Here is a 17,055-nt window from a genome sequence, read left to right as displayed (position 1 = left end):
GTTAATTGAGTATAACCAATAATTATACCAATACTATAAAGTAAAATCTTAATTTTTATTGTTTAAAACTGTACAAATTAGTGTGAAATAAGGTTGAAATCAAGGTGTTTACGTTCCAAATCGGTGTGTTTAACTTTTACTACTACTTCATCACCTAATTGAATCATATTCTTGGTTGATTGTCCAATCACAGCATATTGTTTTTCGTCAAAGATATAATAATCATCTTTAATATCTTTTATACGAACCATACCTTCACATTTATTAGATTTGATTTCAACATAAATTCCCCATTCAGTAACACCAGAAACTACACCTTCAAATTCTTGATCTTTATGATCTTGCATGTATTTAACCTGCATATATTTGATAGAATCTCTTTCTGCTTTTGATGCTAATTCTTCCATTTTTGAAGAGTGTTTACATTTCTCTTCATAAATTTCAGCTTTTGGTGAATTTCCATCATCTAAATAGTGTTGTAATAAACGATGTGTCATTACATCAGGGTAACGACGAATTGGTGAAGTAAAGTGGCTATAATAATCAAAAGCTAATCCGTAGTGACCTATATTTTGTGTAGTATATTCAGCTTTACTCATTGAGCGTATTGCTAAGGTTTCTACCATATTGGCTTCTCCTTTACCATGAACGTCTGATAATAATTTATTTAAACTATCAGATGTTTTTTGACGTGTTTCTGTGTTGATTTTATATCCAAATTTGCTAACAATGTTCTGTAATGAAGCTAATTTTTCTACATCTGGTTCATCATGTACACGATATACAAATGTTTTCTTACTTGGTCTTCCTGCTGATAACCCAACAAATTCTGCTACTTTTTTATTTGCTAATAACATAAACTCTTCAATTAATTTATTAGCGTCTTTAGCTTCTTTAAAGAAAACACCTGTTGGATTAGCGTTTTCATCTAAATGAAACTTAACTTCAACTCTATCAAAAGAAATAGCTCCAGATTTCATACGTTTTTTACGCATCTTTTTAGCTAATTCATCTAGTTTTAATGTAGCTTCAACAATATTTTCGTCAACTTCATAAGCTTCTCCTGTTAAAGAAACATCAGCTGGAATAATATTATTCTTATTTTCAATAATTGCTTGTGCTTCTTCATATGCAAAACGTTTATCAGAATATGTAACTGTTCTTCCAAACCATTGGTTAATAACTTGTGCTTTCTCATTTATTTCAAAAACTGCTGAAAAAGTTAGTTTTTCTTCATTTGGTCGTAAAGAACAAACTCCGTTACTTAACATTTCAGGAAGCATTGGTACCACTCTATCAACTAGATATACAGAAGTAGCTCGGTCGTAAGCTTCGTCATCTAAAATAGTTTTAGGCTGTAAATAATGAGATACATCGGCTATATGGATTCCTATTTCATAATTACCATTTTCAAGTTTCGTGAATGATAAAGCATCATCAAAATCTTTAGCATCTTTTGGATCAATTGTAAAGGTTAAATCACCACGCATATCTCTACGTTTAGCAATTTCTTCATTCGTAATTTCAATAGGTAATTCTGATGCTTCTTTTTCTACTTCTGCAGGAAATTCATAAGGTAAACCATACTCTAATAAAATAGAATGGATTTCTGTATCATGATCTCCTGGTCGTCCTAGAACTTGAGTAATTTTTCCAAACGGATTTTTAGAATTCTCTGGCCAATCAGTCATTGCAGCAACGACTTTATCACCATCATTAGCTCCATTTAATTTACTTTGAGAGATGAAGATATCAGCATACATTCTATTACTGTCAGGTATAACAAATCCGAAATTTTTATTCATTTGTAATACACCAACAAATTCAGTTTTTGCCCTCTCAATAATTTCTACAACATCGGCTTCAAGTTTATTACTTCTACGCTTTTTATATACATAGGCTTTTACAGTATCGTTATGTAAACCTTTACCTAAGTTTACTGAAGGTACAAAAATATCATGTTCAAAATCATCACAAATAAAATAGGCATTACCGTTAGAAGTAGCGTCAAGTGTACCTACATGATATTTACGGTCTTCATTTATTTGATATTTACCTCTATCAACTTCTTTAATCTTTTTATTTGCGGTTAATTCTGCTAGTTTCTTAATAATTTGATTCTTACCATCAGTATCAGAAACTTTTAATTTGGCAGCAATCTGTTTATAATTGTAGTATTTATTACTGTCTTCGTTAAGTATTTTGAAAATGTTTCGGGTAAGATCTTTAATTACTTTACCCTTTTTTTTGTAGATTTTTTTCTTTCTAGTCATTAATCTTTCGTCTTATTTAAATTTTTACCAAAGTACAAATAAAATTAATGCTAGTTATTTAAATAACTGTTATAAATTCATTTTGTACTTTACCGCTCTTTATTTAATGTATTTGTATGAATAATTCTTGGTTTGTTATTGTGAATCCCGTTGCTGGTAATGGTAAATTCAATAAATATTGGTCTGATATTCAACAGGAATTAAAGTTTAATAACATAACTTATGAGTATACAAAAACAGAATATTCAAATCATGAAAAATTAATTGTTCAACAAGCTATTAAGAAAGGTTATAATAAAATAATTTCTGTTGGTGGTGATGGCACTTTACATCACGTTATTAACGGGATTATGTCTCAAAACACAATAAATTCAAAAGAAATAACAGTTGCAGTTATCCCTTTAGGTACTGGTAATGATTGGATTAAAACTTATAATATACCAAAAAATATAAAAGCTTCAGTTAATTTAATAAAACAGGAAAATACTGTTTTTCAAGATATTGGTTATTTAGAATTAGCTAATACTACTTCTTATTTTAATAATGTTGCAGGTATTGGCTATGACGGATATGTTGTTAATAAGTTGAATAAATTGAAGAGATTTGGACCTATTGCATACTTATTAAGCGGTATAGCAGGTTTATTACTCTATAAAAAAACTACTTTTAAAATAGCTATTAACAACAAAATCATTGAAACAAAGTGTTTAATGACTTTATTTGGTATATGTAAGTATTCTGCAGGAGGTATGCAATTAACTGATTTTAAAGACTCTAATAATGGTTTATTTGATATAACAATCGCTAAAAATCTATCATTTTTGGACTTATTATTTTCAATAAAGAAATTATATAATGGAAAGATTCTTCAGCATAAAAAAGTAGAAACACATGTGACTAACTCTTTGTTAATAACTCCACAAAACAAGAATGATCTTTCTTATATTCAAGCAGATGGAGAGTTGATAGGTAAAGGAGAAGTTAAAGTTAGTATTATTAAAAGCGCTATTCGAATAGTAATTCCTTAAAAAGTTAAAAAAAACTTAATAAAACTGTAACGTTTCTTAAACTCATCCGTCTTTATAATAAGAAAGTCGTTATAAATGAAAAACTTACGTAAAATAATAGCGCTGTTTATTTTTATATTTATTACAGGAATTATCGTTACTGTAGTAAGTATAAACACGACTTTAAACAAGAAAACTCCATATGAAGTAGTAACTAAAGATACTATTTACCTTATGAAAGCTTCTAAAAAAGCTGTTTAAGCCCTTTTCTTCACTTATGAGCACTTATCAACAAACGTAGTATTTAAACCTTATTTTTCGCAATTTGCCCAAACATAACTAAAGGAAAAAACATCTTCTTTAGTTTTAGTTCTTACTACTCAATTCTTATTTAATAGTAAAATCCTTTGAAATTTAAACTTCAAAAAAACTGTTATTAACATATTATATTATTAATAAAAGAAGTTTTAAAAATTTAAAAAAAGAAATGATTGTTATTATAGTCTGTTAATATGTAGAATAAAAAGTGGATTTAATTTTTGGTTAAGTGACTTATTAAAATAAATAAACAAGTTATTAGTCAAATAAAATCTTAAAAATCAACTATAAAATAGAGTTATTAACAAAAGTTATAAACAGCAATTCACTAAAAATTATGAATAGTTAATTTTATTTTCAATGTAAAAAAAGGGTTAATTTAATGTTGATAAATGTTCATTAAAATCTCAAAAAAAAAGTTGCATAATTAATTCTTGTTCTTGTATTGTAAAAAATATCTAGAAAATCAAATTTTCTTTTCAGAATCTACTACTAGTTCTTAACAATTAGTTAATGTAGTTTAACCCCTTAATTTTAAAGAGGTTATTAAGAATGCTAAAAAAAGCATTGTTAATTACTGTTGATAACCGTGAATAACTGTATTTTTGTAACTCACAACTGAATTAAAATCAACAAATTATGACAATCGCTGTAGGAAATGACCACGCAGGTACCGAATACAAATTTGAAATAGTTAAACTTTTAGAAGATTTAGGACATAAAGTAATCAACTTTGGTACAAATGAAACCGATAGTATGGATTACCCAGATACAATCCATCCAGCTGCTGAAGCTGTGGAGACAGGACAAGCTGAAATGGGAATTATTTTATGTGGAAGTGGTAATGGAGCACAAATGACTGCTAATAAGCATCAGGGAGTTCGTGCTGCTTTATGTTGGAATAATGAATTGGTTGAATTAACACGTCAGCACAATGATGCTAATATTTTAACAATTCCTGCGCGTTTTGTATCGTTACAACAAGCCTTAGGTTTTGTAAAGATTTTCCTATCTACTGAATTTGAAGGTGGTCGTCATGCTAAAAGAGTAAATAAAATAGCTTGCTGTTAATGAATTTTACAGTAAAAACATTTCAAGAATTAACAACTTCAGAACTATATGAATTACTTCAATTACGTTCTGAAGTTTTTGTTGTTGAACAAGATTGTGTTTATCAAGATATTGATGGTAAAGATCAAAAGGCATTACATGTTATAGGTGTAAAAGAAGGAAAAATAATAGCTTATACACGATTGTTTAATAGTGGTGAATATTTTGATACACCTAGTATTGGTAGGGTAGTAGTAAAGGAAAGTGAACGCAAATATGGTTATGGACACGATTTAATTAAAGTATCTATAAAAGCAATTGTTGATAACTATAATGAAACAACTATTACCATTTCAGCACAAACCTATTTACAAAAATTCTATGAATCTCATGGATTTAAACAAGTAGTTGAAGGCTATTTAGAAGATGGAATTCCACATATTAGAATGATAAAAGGTTAATTATTTTCTAATTAAAGCAAAAGCACCATTTTTAGTTTCTCCATTAGTAAAGATTATTTGGTACCAGTAAGTATTACTAGCTAATGGTTTTCCATTATATAAGCCATTCCAACCAACTGTATTTGGTTTTATTTTGCCAACTATTTTACCAAATCTATCAGTAATATAAATATATTTAATAAGATTGTTATTAGCGTTTACAACCCAAGTATCATTATCACCATCGTTGTTTGGAGTAAAGAAATTTGGTATAGTAATATTTTTTTGTTCAATAGTGATAGTAAAACTACTTTCATTATTACAATTTAAATTGGCTGGATTAGCATTATAAATAAAAATTGTTTGTGATGAAGTTATAATATCTCCAGAGATTAATTGATTTCCATTTCCTTTAGATTCAGTATAATAATTTCCGTTTGTTAGATTAGGTAAAGTAAATTCATTAAAAGCAAAAACATCATTTAAAATATCAACATCAGGTGAATTATTAATAGTAATTTGAAAAGAGGATTCATTAAAACAAGAAGGATTGTTAGGATCTTCATTGTATATAAAAATTGTTTGTGATGAAGTTATAATGTCTCCAGAGATTAATTGATTTCCATTTCCTTCACTTTGTGTATAATATTTACCATTAGATAAATTAGGTAAAGAGTAATTATCACAGGTAATAACATCATTAAAAGTATCTACTGTAATAGTACATGTAGTTTTATTACATTCTGATTCATTATTAATAAAAGTAGATGTAGCATCAATAGAAATCCAATTTACTTCACTAAAATTTTTATCATCAACAAGAATACAATCCAAATTATTATTTGTTGTATTAAAACTGTTTCCTGGTATATTTTGATTAGCACCATTTCTTAAGTCTAAAAAAGTGAGTTTATTGTTAGATACAACGAAGTAATTTATTTTTGGATTATTAGATAAATCTAATGACTCTAAATTTCCATCAGGAGCATAGAATTCTTCTAATATATTATTATTTGATACATCTATACTAGTAAATAAATTACCTCCACAACTTAATCTTTTTAAATCTTTATTTAATGATAAACTTAATTGATTTAGTAGATTATGTTCACACCATAAAAGATATAGATCTAAGTTCCTAGATATGTCTAAATCCTTTATTTTATTTAGAGAACACACCAATCTTTCTAACTTGATATTATCACTAACATCTATTTCATCAAGTAAGTTATCACTACAAAATAGATCAATTAATTTTAAATTATTACTAATATCTAGTGTTGTAAGATTATTCTCTGATATATTTAAATGTGTTAAATTTTTAAGGTTATCGAGATTTATAGAGGTAATAGAATTAGTATAACATATAAGTTTTGTTAAACTCTTAAAATCTTGTATACCTGTTAAGTCAGCAATATTTTTTTCTTGAATTTCTAATTCTAGTATATTTTCAATATTACTAGTTAACACATAGTCATCTAAAGGACCAGAATCATATCCAAGGTTTATTAATTCTTGTTCAAAATTATCATCGGGTACATAGGTTAATAGAGGAGCGGCACAATTACTACTAAACACAGAGTTGTCATCAATATCTACCCAATTAGTTTTACTATAATTTTCATTATCTACCTGAAAACAGGTTAAATTAGGATTACCAATACAAGAAAATTGAGTAATAGATGAATTATTACAGTTTTTAAAATTTACTTTTTCTAAAATTCCGTGACTTAAATTAAGTTTTTCAATTTTAGTATTGTTAGTTAAATCTAATTCTGTAATACTAGAATTTCCTATAGTTAAATCTTTAATGTTAATATTATTTGATAAATCAATTGAACTTATACTAGTGTTAATACAGTGAAAATTTTCTAGTTTACTATTATTTAAAATATTCAAATTTTGAAGCATTGAATCACTATAAATACGTAAATCTATCAAATTGGTATTACTAGAAAGATCAATAGTCACAACTTCATTTAATTCAATAGTTAATTTTTCTAAAGCGATAAAGTCTTCAATACCCTGTAAGGATTTTATTTCCCATATATAAGTAGCATTTCCTGATATTGATAGGTCGGTTACAGTACTGATATTATTAGTGGGAACAAAGTCATCCAAAGGACCAGAATCATAGCCTAAATCAATTAAATGTTGTTCAAAACCATCATCGGGAACATATGTGTTTTGTGAGTAAGAAAATATGGAGAAAATAGAAAATAAAGTAGGTAATATTTTTTTCATTAGCTTTTTATAAAGCTGTAAAAATAATAAACTAAATCAATTCCTCAACTTCTCTTACTTCACCTACTTGCATATTACCTAATAAAATATCACCAACACGAACTCGTACCAAGCGAAGTGTAGGAAAACCAACAGCAGATGTCATTTTACGTACTTGTCTAAATTTTCCTTCAGTTAAGGTAACTGATATCCAAGGTGTAGGACCATGACGAGCATCGCGAATTTTTTTAGAACGTTCAGGTAAATCTGGAGTATCAATTAACTTAACTTTACAAGGTTTGGTTTGATATTTTTTTCCATCAAATCCAATTTCTACTCCTTTTTGTAATTGTTTAACGGCCTCTGAAGTAATAACACCATCTAATTGAACATAATATTCCTTTTCAACTCCGCCTCTAGTAGTAATAAAATCACTTACTTTTCCATCAGTTGTTAATAACAATAAACCTTCCGATTTTGCATCTAATCTACCTACAGCCATAGTTCCTTCAGGAAAATCATGTAATTCTCCTAACAATTTATGTTTACCTCCTTTTTTTTGATTGGTAATAAATTGTGATAAAAAACCATAAGGTTTGTAAATCATGAAGTGACGATGGGTTGACATCTTTTCTTTTTTTTAAGAAGCACAATATTACAAAATGTAACATAAAAAGATAGGATATTAAAGCTAGTTTTTCATAACTTAGCCGTTCTTATTACTTAAAATAATTAGCACGATTTATGGCAGCAGATAAAGAAAAAGAAGCGAAATTAAAAGCGCTTCAACTTACACTAGATAAGTTAGATAAAACGTACGGTAAAGGAACCGTAATGAAGTTAGGAGATAGCCAAGTAGAAGATGTAGATGCAATATCGTCAGGTTCTTTAGGATTAGATTTAGCCTTAGGAGTAGGAGGGTATCCTCGTGGAAGAATTATAGAAATTTACGGACCAGAATCATCAGGTAAAACAACTTTAACAATACATGCAATTGCAGAAGCACAAAAAGCAGGGGGTATTGCTGCTTTTATTGATGCAGAACATGCTTTTGATCGTTTTTATGCTGAAAGTTTAGGTGTGGATGTTGATAACTTAATTATTTCTCAACCAGACCATGGTGAGCAGGCTTTAGAGATTGCTGATAACTTAATTCGTTCAGGTGCTATTGATATTGTTGTTATTGACTCGGTTGCAGCATTAACACCAAAATCTGAGATTGAAGGTGAAATGGGGGACTCTAAAATGGGACTTCATGCACGTTTAATGTCACAAGCCTTACGTAAATTAACAGGTACAATTAGTAAAACAAACTGTACTGTTATATTTATTAACCAGTTACGTGAAAAGATTGGAGTTATGTTTGGTAACCCAGAAACTACAACAGGAGGTAATGCTTTAAAATTCTATGCATCTGTTCGTTTAGATATTCGTCGTAGAACACAAATTAAAGATGGCGATAAAGTAATTGGTAACAGTACTAAAGTTAAGATTGTAAAGAATAAAGTAGCTCCACCATTCCAACAAACTGAATTTGATATTATGTATGGTGCAGGAATATCAAAAGTTGGTGAAGTTTTAGATATTGGAGTAGAATATGGAATAATAAAGAAAAGTGGTTCATGGTTTAGCTATGGAGACACTAAATTAGGTCAGGGTAGAGATGCTGTTAAAGGTGTTATTAAAGACAATCCTGAATTAATGGAAGAGCTAGAAAATAAAATTAAAGAAGCTATTGAAAATCAAGAATAAGTAATTTAAATTTAAAGTTCAAACTATTACTATTTTTAAAAAGCTGTTCTGTTTATTAGAGCAGCTTTTTTTATTAATAAGATATGATTAGAATCTCAAATACCACACAATTACAAGAAATTAAGGTTGAAGATTTTGAAGTTCTGAAAACCTTAATGAACGATGTATACAAAGCAGCATATAAACATTTTTGGAAAGATGCAGGAGAATGGTATGTTCAAAGTCAATTTTCTAAAATTAATCTAGAAAAAGAATTATCAGAAGATAATACAAGCTATTACTTTGTTCTTTTTAATGCAGAAATAGTGGGTATTTTCAGAGTCTTGTGGGATATGAAACTCTTAGGACTAGAGAATAAGAAGTCATTAAAACTCCATCGAATTTATTTACATAAAAACACCCAAGGTAAAGGTGTTGGTAAGCAATTATTGGCTTGGTTAGAAGAAGAAGCTATAAAAAAACAATATGAATTGATATGGTTAGATACTATGGATGAGCAACCGCAAGCCTTTGAATTCTATAAAAAACTTGGGTACCAATATCATTCACACTGTTTTTTAGATTTTGAATTATTGTTTGATGAAGTTCGAAAAATGAGTCAGGTATGTAAAGTATTGTAAATTACTATTGTTTGTAGGGTGGTATTTGTACTACCAAACGTTCAATTTCCTTAACAATTTCTAACCTATTTTTTGAAGATAACTCAAAATATAAGTTTTCCCAATCACCTTTGTAATCTGTTTTTTGAGTCTTAGGATTTTTAACTTCAGTAAGATTTATAACTCTAAGATAAAAAAGACCGTTAAGGTCATTTTCTGGTCTGAAATCTAAATTAATAGCTCTCATAAGTTGGTGATTAGTCAGATGCAATAAAGAACTTGAGTCTAAATAATGCATAAAACCTTCTGAAGGATCTACTTCATAAAATAAATTCCATTCTATTTTCCAACCAGAAGTAATTCGTAAGGGTTGTAAATTAGGTTCTTCCATTATACTCCAGTACTTCCAAAACCTCCTGCTCCACGCTCAGTTTCATCTAAAATAGTTACTTCTTGCCAATTTACACGTTCGTGTTTTGCTATAATTAATTGAGCAATACGCTCACCATCATTTACTACAAACTCTTCATTAGATAAATTAACTAAAATAACCCCTATTTCACCACGGTAATCTGCATCAACAGTTCCAGGAGAGTTTAATACTGTAATTCCTTTTTTAGCTGCAAGTCCACTACGAGGACGAACTTGAGCTTCATAGCCAACAGGGAGGGCAATAAATAATCCAGTTTTTATAATAGCTCTTTCTAAAGGTTTTAAAGTAATAGCTGCATCTATATTAGCACGCAAATCCATACCTGCAGAACCCTCGGTTTCATATGCTGGAGTTTGGTGTTTAGATTTGTTTATAATTTGTACATTCATGTGTTCTTGATTTTCAATTTTCAAATATAATAACCTTTAAGTTTAGAGAGTCGTTTATAGATTTCTTAATTTTGTAATACAAACAAATACTACTTATGAGCAATCAAACTAGAATAGCCGTTTTAGGAGGTGGAAGTTGGGCAACAGCTATTGTTAAAATGTTATCTGAAAACTTAGAAACTATTGGTTGGTATATGCGCAGCATTTATGCTATTGAACATATTAAACGTAACAAACATAATCCTAGTTATTTAAGTTCTGCAGAATTACACCCAGAACAATTAGATTTGTCTGAAGATATAAACCATATTATTGAAAATTACGATGTGTTAATTTTTGCTATTCCTTCAGCTTTTTTAAACGCAGAATTAGAAAAACTAACAACATCTTTAGAGAATAAAGTTATTTTTTCTGCTATTAAAGGAATTGTTCCAGAATCAGGATTAATTGTTGGAGAACATTTTCATTCACTATATAATATACCATATGAAAATATTGGAGTAATATCAGGACCATGCCACGCAGAAGAAGTAGCAATGGAACGTTTATCGTATTTAACACTGGCTTGTCAAGATGAAAAAAAGGCAAAAAAGCTTAGCAAAGCTATAGCAGGACGTTATATTAAAACCAAAATTTCAGATGATATTATTGGTACTGAATATGCAGCAATGTTGAAAAATATTTATGCCATAGCAGCAGGAATTGCTCATGGTTTAGGTTATGGAGATAACTTTCAAGCGGTATTAATGAGTAATGGTATTCGTGAAATGAAACGCTTTATTAAAAAGATTCATAAAATGAAGCGAAATATTAATAATTCAGCATATTTGGGTGATTTATTAGTTACTGGATATTCAACATTTAGTAGAAATAGAATGTTTGGAAACATGATAGGAAAAGGCTACACTGTAAAATCTGCTATGTTAGAAATGAGTATGGTTGCTGAAGGATACTACGCAACAAAAAGTGCATATAAAATTAATCAAAAAAATAAAGCTAAAACTCCTATAATCGACGCTGTTTATAACGTTTTATACGACAAGAAAGAAGCGAAAGATGAGTTTTTAAAGTTAACAAATAGATTAGATTAGTTGTTTGCATTTGTACAAATAATCCTTCTTAATAAAAATTAAGAAGCCCCATCAATCGCTTCTATAATTGAGTTGTGTATAGGTCTTGTAACAAGATACAATATTGACAAATTTAGTTTAAAAATCTGATTAACAAAGATTTTAATTAAATATATTACAAATTAAAAATATAGTATAAATTCACTATTAATTGTATTTTTGTTACTTTTAGTTTAAAACTAAACAAACATGAAAACAATTCAAGAAGCTGTTGAAATCACCATCAGAAAAACTCCTTTTATAGAAGAAGCTCTAAATGAGAAGTTAATTAATGTATCATCGTTAGCAAGAGAAATTTTACCAGAAGTTTCTAAACTGTTAAAAAAAGAGGTAAAAGTTGGTGCAGTTATGATGGCTATTAATAGGTTATCTCCAGCAAATGAATTAAGAGTTCGTAAAAATATAAAACGACTTGCATTGAATTTGGGAGATGTAATTGTACGCTCAGATTTGTGCGATTTTACTTTTAAAAACACTACGTCGTTATTAAAAGAAATTGCTAAAATTTTAAGTAAATCTGCAGATAGTAAAGATTATTTTTTAACGGTTTCTCAAGGTATTTTTGAAACAAATATTGTTACAAGTAAAAACTTAAAACCTTTTGTTGAAGAAATTTTTAAGAAAGAAGCTTTAATAAATAATGTGAATGACTTAGCTTCTATAACCATAAAACTTCCAAAAGGAAATCTAGATCAATCAGGTATTTATTACTTTATTTTAAAGCAATTTGCTTGGGCAAATATTGCTGTACAAGAAGTAATTTCTACGACACACGAAATGACCATAGTGGTAAAAGAAAGAGATGTTAATGAAACATTTGCCATTTTAATGGACTTGAAATTAAATTAATTTATGGAGAAAAAAGACCCCTACGCATCCCTAAGAATCAAAGAGTTTAATATTTTTCTTTTAGTACGCTTTGCCTTAGTATTTGCATGGTCAATGCAATTCATTATTATCGAATGGCAAGTATACAGTATTACTAAAAATCCATTATCGTTAGGAATCATAGGTTTAATGGAAGTAATTCCAGCAGTATCCATGGCATTATTTGCAGGTCATATTGTAGATCAAAAAGAAAAGAGAAATCTATTAGCCTTGTGTATTGGTTTATTTTCATTGATTAGTTTGGGACTGTTCTTTTTAACATTGCCTAGTTTTATTGAAGGCTGGAATAAAAACACTGTACTTTACGCTATTTATGCTTTGGTATTTTTTGGCGGATTATTACGTTCGTTTTTCGGACCTACTATTTTTTCATTAATAGCTTTAATAGTACCTAAAAAACTATATCCAAACGCAGCTACTTGGAGTAGTTCAACATGGCAAATTGCTTCTGTACTAGGACCTGCTTTTGCAGGGTTAACTATTTCATGGATTGGAGTACATTGGTCGTTATGCATTGTCTTCGGATTAGTATCAGTATCATTTCTAACAGTATTTTTCATTAAAAAGAAACCAATTTTAAATCCTAAGATTGGTGAACCAGTAATGAAAAGTTTAAAAGAAGGAGTACGCTTTGTGTATAAGACAAAAGCTATTTTAGGAGCACTAACCTTAGACATGATTTCGGTGCTGTTTGGTGGAGCGGTAGCATTATTACCAGTATATGCTCAAGATATATTAAAAGTAGGACCAGAAGGTTTTGGTGCATTGCGTGCAGCACCAGCTATAGGAGCCTTTTTAACAATGTTAGTGACTGCTTATATACCTATTAGCAGAAATGCAGGAATGAAGCTTTTAGCGGCTATATTTGGCTTCGGAATTTGTATTATAGTATTTGGTTTATCAACCATTTTTTGGATTTCTATTGTAGCTCTATTCTTTAGCGGTGTAACCGATGGAGTTTCGATGGTAATTCGTCAAACTATTTTACAATTAAAAACACCCGATCATATGCGCGGTAGAGTAGCTTCAGTAAACTCTATGTTTGTTGGTTCTTCTAACGAATTAGGAGCTTTTGAAAGCGGTGTAACAGCAAAATTAATGGGAACAGTAACAGCAGTAGTTTTTGGTGGAACTATGACCTTAATTACAGTTGTTACAACAGGAATTGTAAACCCAACGCTTCGAAAATTAGACCTAACTAAAGATTTAGAAGAACACGAGAAGGAAGAATAATAAGGCAACTATACAGATATAAAAAAGCCCATAAACTCAGTTTATGGGCTTTTTAGTATGATTTTTTAAATCAATTACGACATATCGAAATAATTGATTTTTGTAATTTTTTTAGTTGCTTGATCAAAAGCGATATTAATAAAAACATCACAACTATCACATTCAGCATATAAAATACTTTTAGATCCGTTTCTACCAGTACTTAAGGCAACTTCACCTAGTTTACTAATAGGATCTCCTATAGTTACTGTAATCCCTTTAATTGTAAAGGTAGCTTCACTATTTAGAATATCTAAAGATTCAATATAAGGCTTTCTACCTGAAGTAGAAAAATCAAGTTTTAACCCATTAAATCTAAAATAATAGTAAAAGCCATTATCTTCATAAGAAGTAGTTGCACCTAATAAAGATTCTACTTTTGCTTGTTTACCAAAGGTCTTTTTTATTTCAGTTAAAGCAATATTATTTATTTTAATATTGTCAAAATCTGAATTAGAAATAATATTAGTTTGACTTTTTGCTATAAGAGTGGTTAATAGAAAAAATACAAGTACTAGTTGTTTCATATTACTTAAAAAATTAATTGTACAAACCTTTTACGTAGCCAATTTTAGCAGTCGCCAAAGATATGATACTCGTTTAATTTTACGTATAAGAAACTAGTTAAAATTTATGGCTAAATCTATTTTCTTGTCTAATTCTTGTTGGTGCTTTAAAGTTGTATTTTTATCCCACTTAAAACGGTTTGTAAATTCTTGAATAACAAGGTTTTTATAAAGGTCAACGCTAGGTTTATCAAAAAACAAACGACCAGTTCTTCGCATAAAAAAGTCGGTAGGAGTACAGGTCATTTCATGTTTTATAGTAAACCACACCTCAGCTTTTAACAAACGCTCTTGTATATTTTCTTCATTTAACTCATCAAACTTATCTAAAATAAGTTCTGTTTGTTTACCATAGTTATGTACTAAATAACTGGCATCTTTTTCAGAAAAGCCAAATGGTTTTATGCGTTTATAAATTTGATTTATATATAATTTTACCGATTTATAATTTTGAAAAGGTCCTCCTGATAAAACGATTTCTTCAGTTTGAATTGAATCAAATTCAACGTCAAAACGACGTTTCATTTTTTTAGCAACAATATCCACGATACGTTCTGCCATTTTTCTGTAACCTGTTAATTTTCCTCCAGCAATTGAAATTAACTTGGTATCTGATACAAAAATTTCATCTTTTCTAGATAATTCTGAAGCTGATTTTCCTTCTTCGTGAATTAACGGACGTAATCCTGCCCATGAAGACTGAATATCATCAATAGTTAATTGAATATCTGGAAACATGTTATTTACTGCTTCAATTAAATATAAAGCATCAACCATTGAGGTTTCAACGGTGTCTTTATCTTGTTGATAATTGGTATCGGTAGTTCCAAAATAAGTTACTTTTCCACGAGGAATAGCAAACATCATACGGCCATCAGGAATATCGAAATACACAGATTGTTTTACTGGTAATTTTTCATGCGGAACAACTAGGTGAACTCCTTTGGTTAAATGCAAACGCTTTCCAATTTTTGAATTGTTTATCTGACGTAATTCATCTACCCATGGCCCCGCTGCATTTACTACATATTTAGCTTTGATATCATAACTTTCATCAGTAAAAGTATCTGTTACTTTAGCACCTATCACACGTTTATTTTCATAGATAAACTCATCTGCACGTGTGTAGTTAAGTATTTGAGCATCGTATTGACTTGCTGTTTTTAAAACTTCTATAGTTAAACGTGCATCATCAGTACGATATTCAGCATAAAAACCAGCACCATTTAAAATATTCTCTGGTAACAAAGGCTCTTTTTCTAAGGCTTCTTTTTTATCAAGCATTTTACGTTTATCGTCTCCTTCAACAGAAGCTAAAACATCATAAACTTTAAGTCCAATAGATGTTAACCAAGAACCGTAAGTTCCACCTTCAATTAACGGTAAAATCATTTTTTCAGGAATTACCAAATGTGGTGCTAGTTTATGAACAATAGCACGTTCGGTACCCACTTCTTTTACCAACCAAAAATCAAACTGCTTTAAGTAGCGTAAACCTCCATGAATTAATTTGGTAGATTTACTCGAAGTACCCGAAGCAAAGTCGTTTTTTTCAATTAAAGCGACTTTCATTCCGCGTGATGCTGCATCTAAAGCAATACCTGCACCAGTAATACCGCCACCAATTACTAGAATATCAAATTCGGTAGTTTGTAATTCTTGTTGAATGTTTTTTCTATTGAAAGAAGAGAAATTATTCATAGAGCTGTTTTTATCAACCAAAAATAAGAATAAAAAGAAACGATAAGTATAAAAAAAGAGCTGAAATTATCAGCCCTTTTAGAAGTCGCCCCCGCAACTATTAAATCTAAACTAACGATTCAATTTTTTCCAATTAACATCTGCTTGTTTTTTGAGCTCTTCAGGGTTTTCTTTTAACCACATTTTTAAAGTATTGGTTACCCAAGAGTTATAAAATAAATACAATTTACCATCTCGTATTTCAAAAGTTTTCGGATCAATATCCACCTTTTCACCTGTTTTACCAATGGCATAAGCACAATATCCACCATATTGAGGATTGTATTTTTCAGGATTTTTAAGGAAAGTGGTTAAATTTTCTTTTGATGAAAAACGAAAGGAAACGTTATTATATTTAGTCGTAAATTTTTTATTTCCTTTTTCGGCTTTATGATTAAAATAACTTACCACATCATAGCCTTTAGCGATTACTCCGTTTTTAGTATTGTATTCTTGTGAGAAGACAATACTTGAAAAAAACAGAAAGAAGATGAAAAAATGTTTCATGTTAATCTTTTTTATGTTTTAGTTCCTCCCAGTTTATATCACCCTGAGCTTGTAACTTTTTAGTATCACCATTTTTCCAATCATCAAGTTTACTAGAAATCCAAGAACTATAAAAAAGGTATAGTTTACCATCTCTAATTTCATAGGACTCAGCGTCAATGTACATTTTTGTTTTCTTAGCAGCTACAGCGTACGCACAATACCCTCCATATTGAGGAATGTATTTTGTTGGATTTTCTTTAAATAGGGATAAGTTTTTTTCTGAGGAAAACTTGAATTTTGCTCCGTCATATGTTGTTTGAAACTTCTTTTTTCCTTCTACGGGTTCATCATTTGTAAAGTAAGAAACAACATCGTACCCTTCGGCTACGTAGCCTTTTTTGGTATTATAATCTGTTTTTTGAGCATATAACGCAGTAGAAACTACTATTAAAAGTAGTGTAAAAAAGTTTTTCATTGTTTGTAGAT

Annotated in this window: 18 protein-coding genes; 9 read left to right on the top strand and 9 right to left on the bottom strand. The window is 29.5% G+C overall.

What is annotated here, in order from left to right; translation table 11 throughout:
• Nucleotides 1-77: 77 nt before the first annotated feature.
• A complete protein-coding gene (gene rnr / locus LCI24_RS01605; RefSeq protein ID WP_274638850.1) occupies nt 78-2,273 on the bottom strand; it encodes a ribonuclease R in 2,196 nt (731 codons plus the stop codon).
• Nucleotides 2,274-2,389: 116 nt separating this feature from the next.
• On the opposite strand from rnr, the gene LCI24_RS01600 reads away from it, so the two are divergent.
• The 4 genes from LCI24_RS01600 to LCI24_RS01585 all read left to right on the top strand — a co-directional run bounded on the left by LCI24_RS01600 (nt 2,390) and on the right by LCI24_RS01585 (nt 5,109).
• Entirely contained in the window at nt 2,390-3,301 is a 912-nt protein-coding gene (locus LCI24_RS01600; protein ID WP_274638849.1) for a diacylglycerol/lipid kinase family protein, read from the top strand.
• A gap of 75 nt (nt 3,302-3,376) precedes the next feature.
• Complete coding sequence (locus tag LCI24_RS01595) at nt 3,377-3,541, top strand: hypothetical protein (protein ID WP_274638848.1); 165 nt, start codon at nt 3,377-3,379, stop codon at nt 3,539-3,541.
• 696 nt (nt 3,542-4,237) lie between these two features.
• Nucleotides 4,238-4,669, top strand: coding sequence for a ribose 5-phosphate isomerase B (gene rpiB, locus LCI24_RS01590; RefSeq protein ID WP_274638847.1), 432 nt, complete (start codon nt 4,238-4,240; stop codon nt 4,667-4,669).
• On the top strand, nt 4,669-5,109 hold the full coding sequence (locus LCI24_RS01585; protein WP_274638846.1) for a GNAT family N-acetyltransferase: 441 nt from the start codon (nt 4,669-4,671) through the stop codon (nt 5,107-5,109). Before rpiB ends, LCI24_RS01585 begins: the two co-directional genes overlap by 1 nt.
• Here LCI24_RS01585 and LCI24_RS01580 read toward each other — a convergent pair whose 3' ends face one another.
• Together LCI24_RS01580 and LCI24_RS01575 are read right to left on the bottom strand one after the other, a co-directional pair.
• Nucleotides 5,110-7,332, bottom strand: coding sequence for a T9SS type B sorting domain-containing protein (locus LCI24_RS01580; protein WP_274638845.1), 2,223 nt, complete (start codon nt 7,330-7,332; stop codon nt 5,110-5,112).
• A 31-nt stretch (nt 7,333-7,363) separates the two neighbouring features.
• Nucleotides 7,364-7,939 carry a pseudouridine synthase gene (locus LCI24_RS01575; RefSeq protein ID WP_274638844.1) on the bottom strand — a complete coding sequence of 192 codons (576 nt, stop codon included), beginning with the start codon at nt 7,937-7,939 and terminating at the stop codon, nt 7,364-7,366.
• Between the two features lie 116 nt (nt 7,940-8,055).
• Here LCI24_RS01575 and recA point away from each other — a divergent pair, with 116 nt between their 5' ends.
• Nucleotides 8,056-9,063, top strand: coding sequence for a recombinase RecA (gene recA, locus LCI24_RS01570; protein WP_125066330.1), 1,008 nt, complete (start codon nt 8,056-8,058; stop codon nt 9,061-9,063).
• 83 nt (nt 9,064-9,146) lie between these two features.
• Nucleotides 9,147-9,683 carry a GNAT family N-acetyltransferase gene (locus LCI24_RS01565; RefSeq protein WP_274638843.1) on the top strand — a complete coding sequence of 179 codons (537 nt, stop codon included), beginning with the start codon at nt 9,147-9,149 and terminating at the stop codon, nt 9,681-9,683.
• A gap of 4 nt (nt 9,684-9,687) precedes the next feature.
• Here the strand turns inward: LCI24_RS01565 and LCI24_RS01560 are convergent, their stop codons facing one another.
• Nucleotides 9,688-10,053, bottom strand: coding sequence for a hypothetical protein (locus tag LCI24_RS01560; protein ID WP_274638842.1), 366 nt, complete (start codon nt 10,051-10,053; stop codon nt 9,688-9,690).
• Nucleotides 10,053-10,484, bottom strand: coding sequence for a dUTP diphosphatase (dut, locus tag LCI24_RS01555; protein ID WP_274638841.1), 432 nt, complete (start codon nt 10,482-10,484; stop codon nt 10,053-10,055). Before dut ends, LCI24_RS01560 begins: the two co-directional genes overlap by 1 nt.
• Nucleotides 10,485-10,579: 95 nt before the next feature.
• On the opposite strand from dut, the gene LCI24_RS01550 reads away from it, so the two are divergent.
• The 3 genes from LCI24_RS01550 (at nt 10,580) to LCI24_RS01540 (ending at nt 13,735) form a co-directional block, all read left to right on the top strand.
• On the top strand, nt 10,580-11,575 hold the full coding sequence (locus LCI24_RS01550) for an NAD(P)H-dependent glycerol-3-phosphate dehydrogenase (RefSeq protein ID WP_274638840.1): 996 nt from the start codon (nt 10,580-10,582) through the stop codon (nt 11,573-11,575).
• 228 nt (nt 11,576-11,803) lie between these two features.
• Entirely contained in the window at nt 11,804-12,463 is a 660-nt protein-coding gene (locus LCI24_RS01545; protein ID WP_099214943.1) for a hypothetical protein, read from the top strand.
• 3 nt (nt 12,464-12,466) lie between these two features.
• Nucleotides 12,467-13,735 carry an MFS transporter gene (locus LCI24_RS01540; protein WP_274638839.1) on the top strand — a complete coding sequence of 423 codons (1,269 nt, stop codon included), beginning with the start codon at nt 12,467-12,469 and terminating at the stop codon, nt 13,733-13,735.
• Between the two features lie 74 nt (nt 13,736-13,809).
• Here the strand turns inward: LCI24_RS01540 and LCI24_RS01535 are convergent, their stop codons facing one another.
• The 4 genes from LCI24_RS01535 to LCI24_RS01520 all read right to left on the bottom strand — a co-directional run bounded on the left by LCI24_RS01535 (nt 13,810) and on the right by LCI24_RS01520 (nt 17,044).
• Entirely contained in the window at nt 13,810-14,301 is a 492-nt protein-coding gene (locus LCI24_RS01535) for a hypothetical protein (protein ID WP_274638838.1), read from the bottom strand.
• A gap of 93 nt (nt 14,302-14,394) precedes the next feature.
• Complete coding sequence (locus LCI24_RS01530) at nt 14,395-16,041, bottom strand: glycerol-3-phosphate dehydrogenase/oxidase (protein WP_274638837.1); 1,647 nt, start codon at nt 16,039-16,041, stop codon at nt 14,395-14,397.
• 111 nt (nt 16,042-16,152) lie between these two features.
• On the bottom strand, nt 16,153-16,587 hold the full coding sequence (locus LCI24_RS01525) for a YHS domain-containing (seleno)protein (RefSeq protein WP_274638836.1): 435 nt from the start codon (nt 16,585-16,587) through the stop codon (nt 16,153-16,155).
• A gap of 1 nt (nt 16,588) precedes the next feature.
• Entirely contained in the window at nt 16,589-17,044 is a 456-nt protein-coding gene (locus LCI24_RS01520; protein ID WP_274638835.1) for a YHS domain-containing (seleno)protein, read from the bottom strand.
• Nucleotides 17,045-17,055 lie beyond the last annotated feature (11 nt).

Origin of the sequence: Tenacibaculum larymnensis (assembly GCF_028829235.1) — a bacterium.
GTDB classification, from domain to species: domain Bacteria; phylum Bacteroidota; class Bacteroidia; order Flavobacteriales; family Flavobacteriaceae; genus Polaribacter; species Polaribacter larymnensis.
This window is presented reverse-complemented; position numbering and strand designations above follow the sequence as displayed.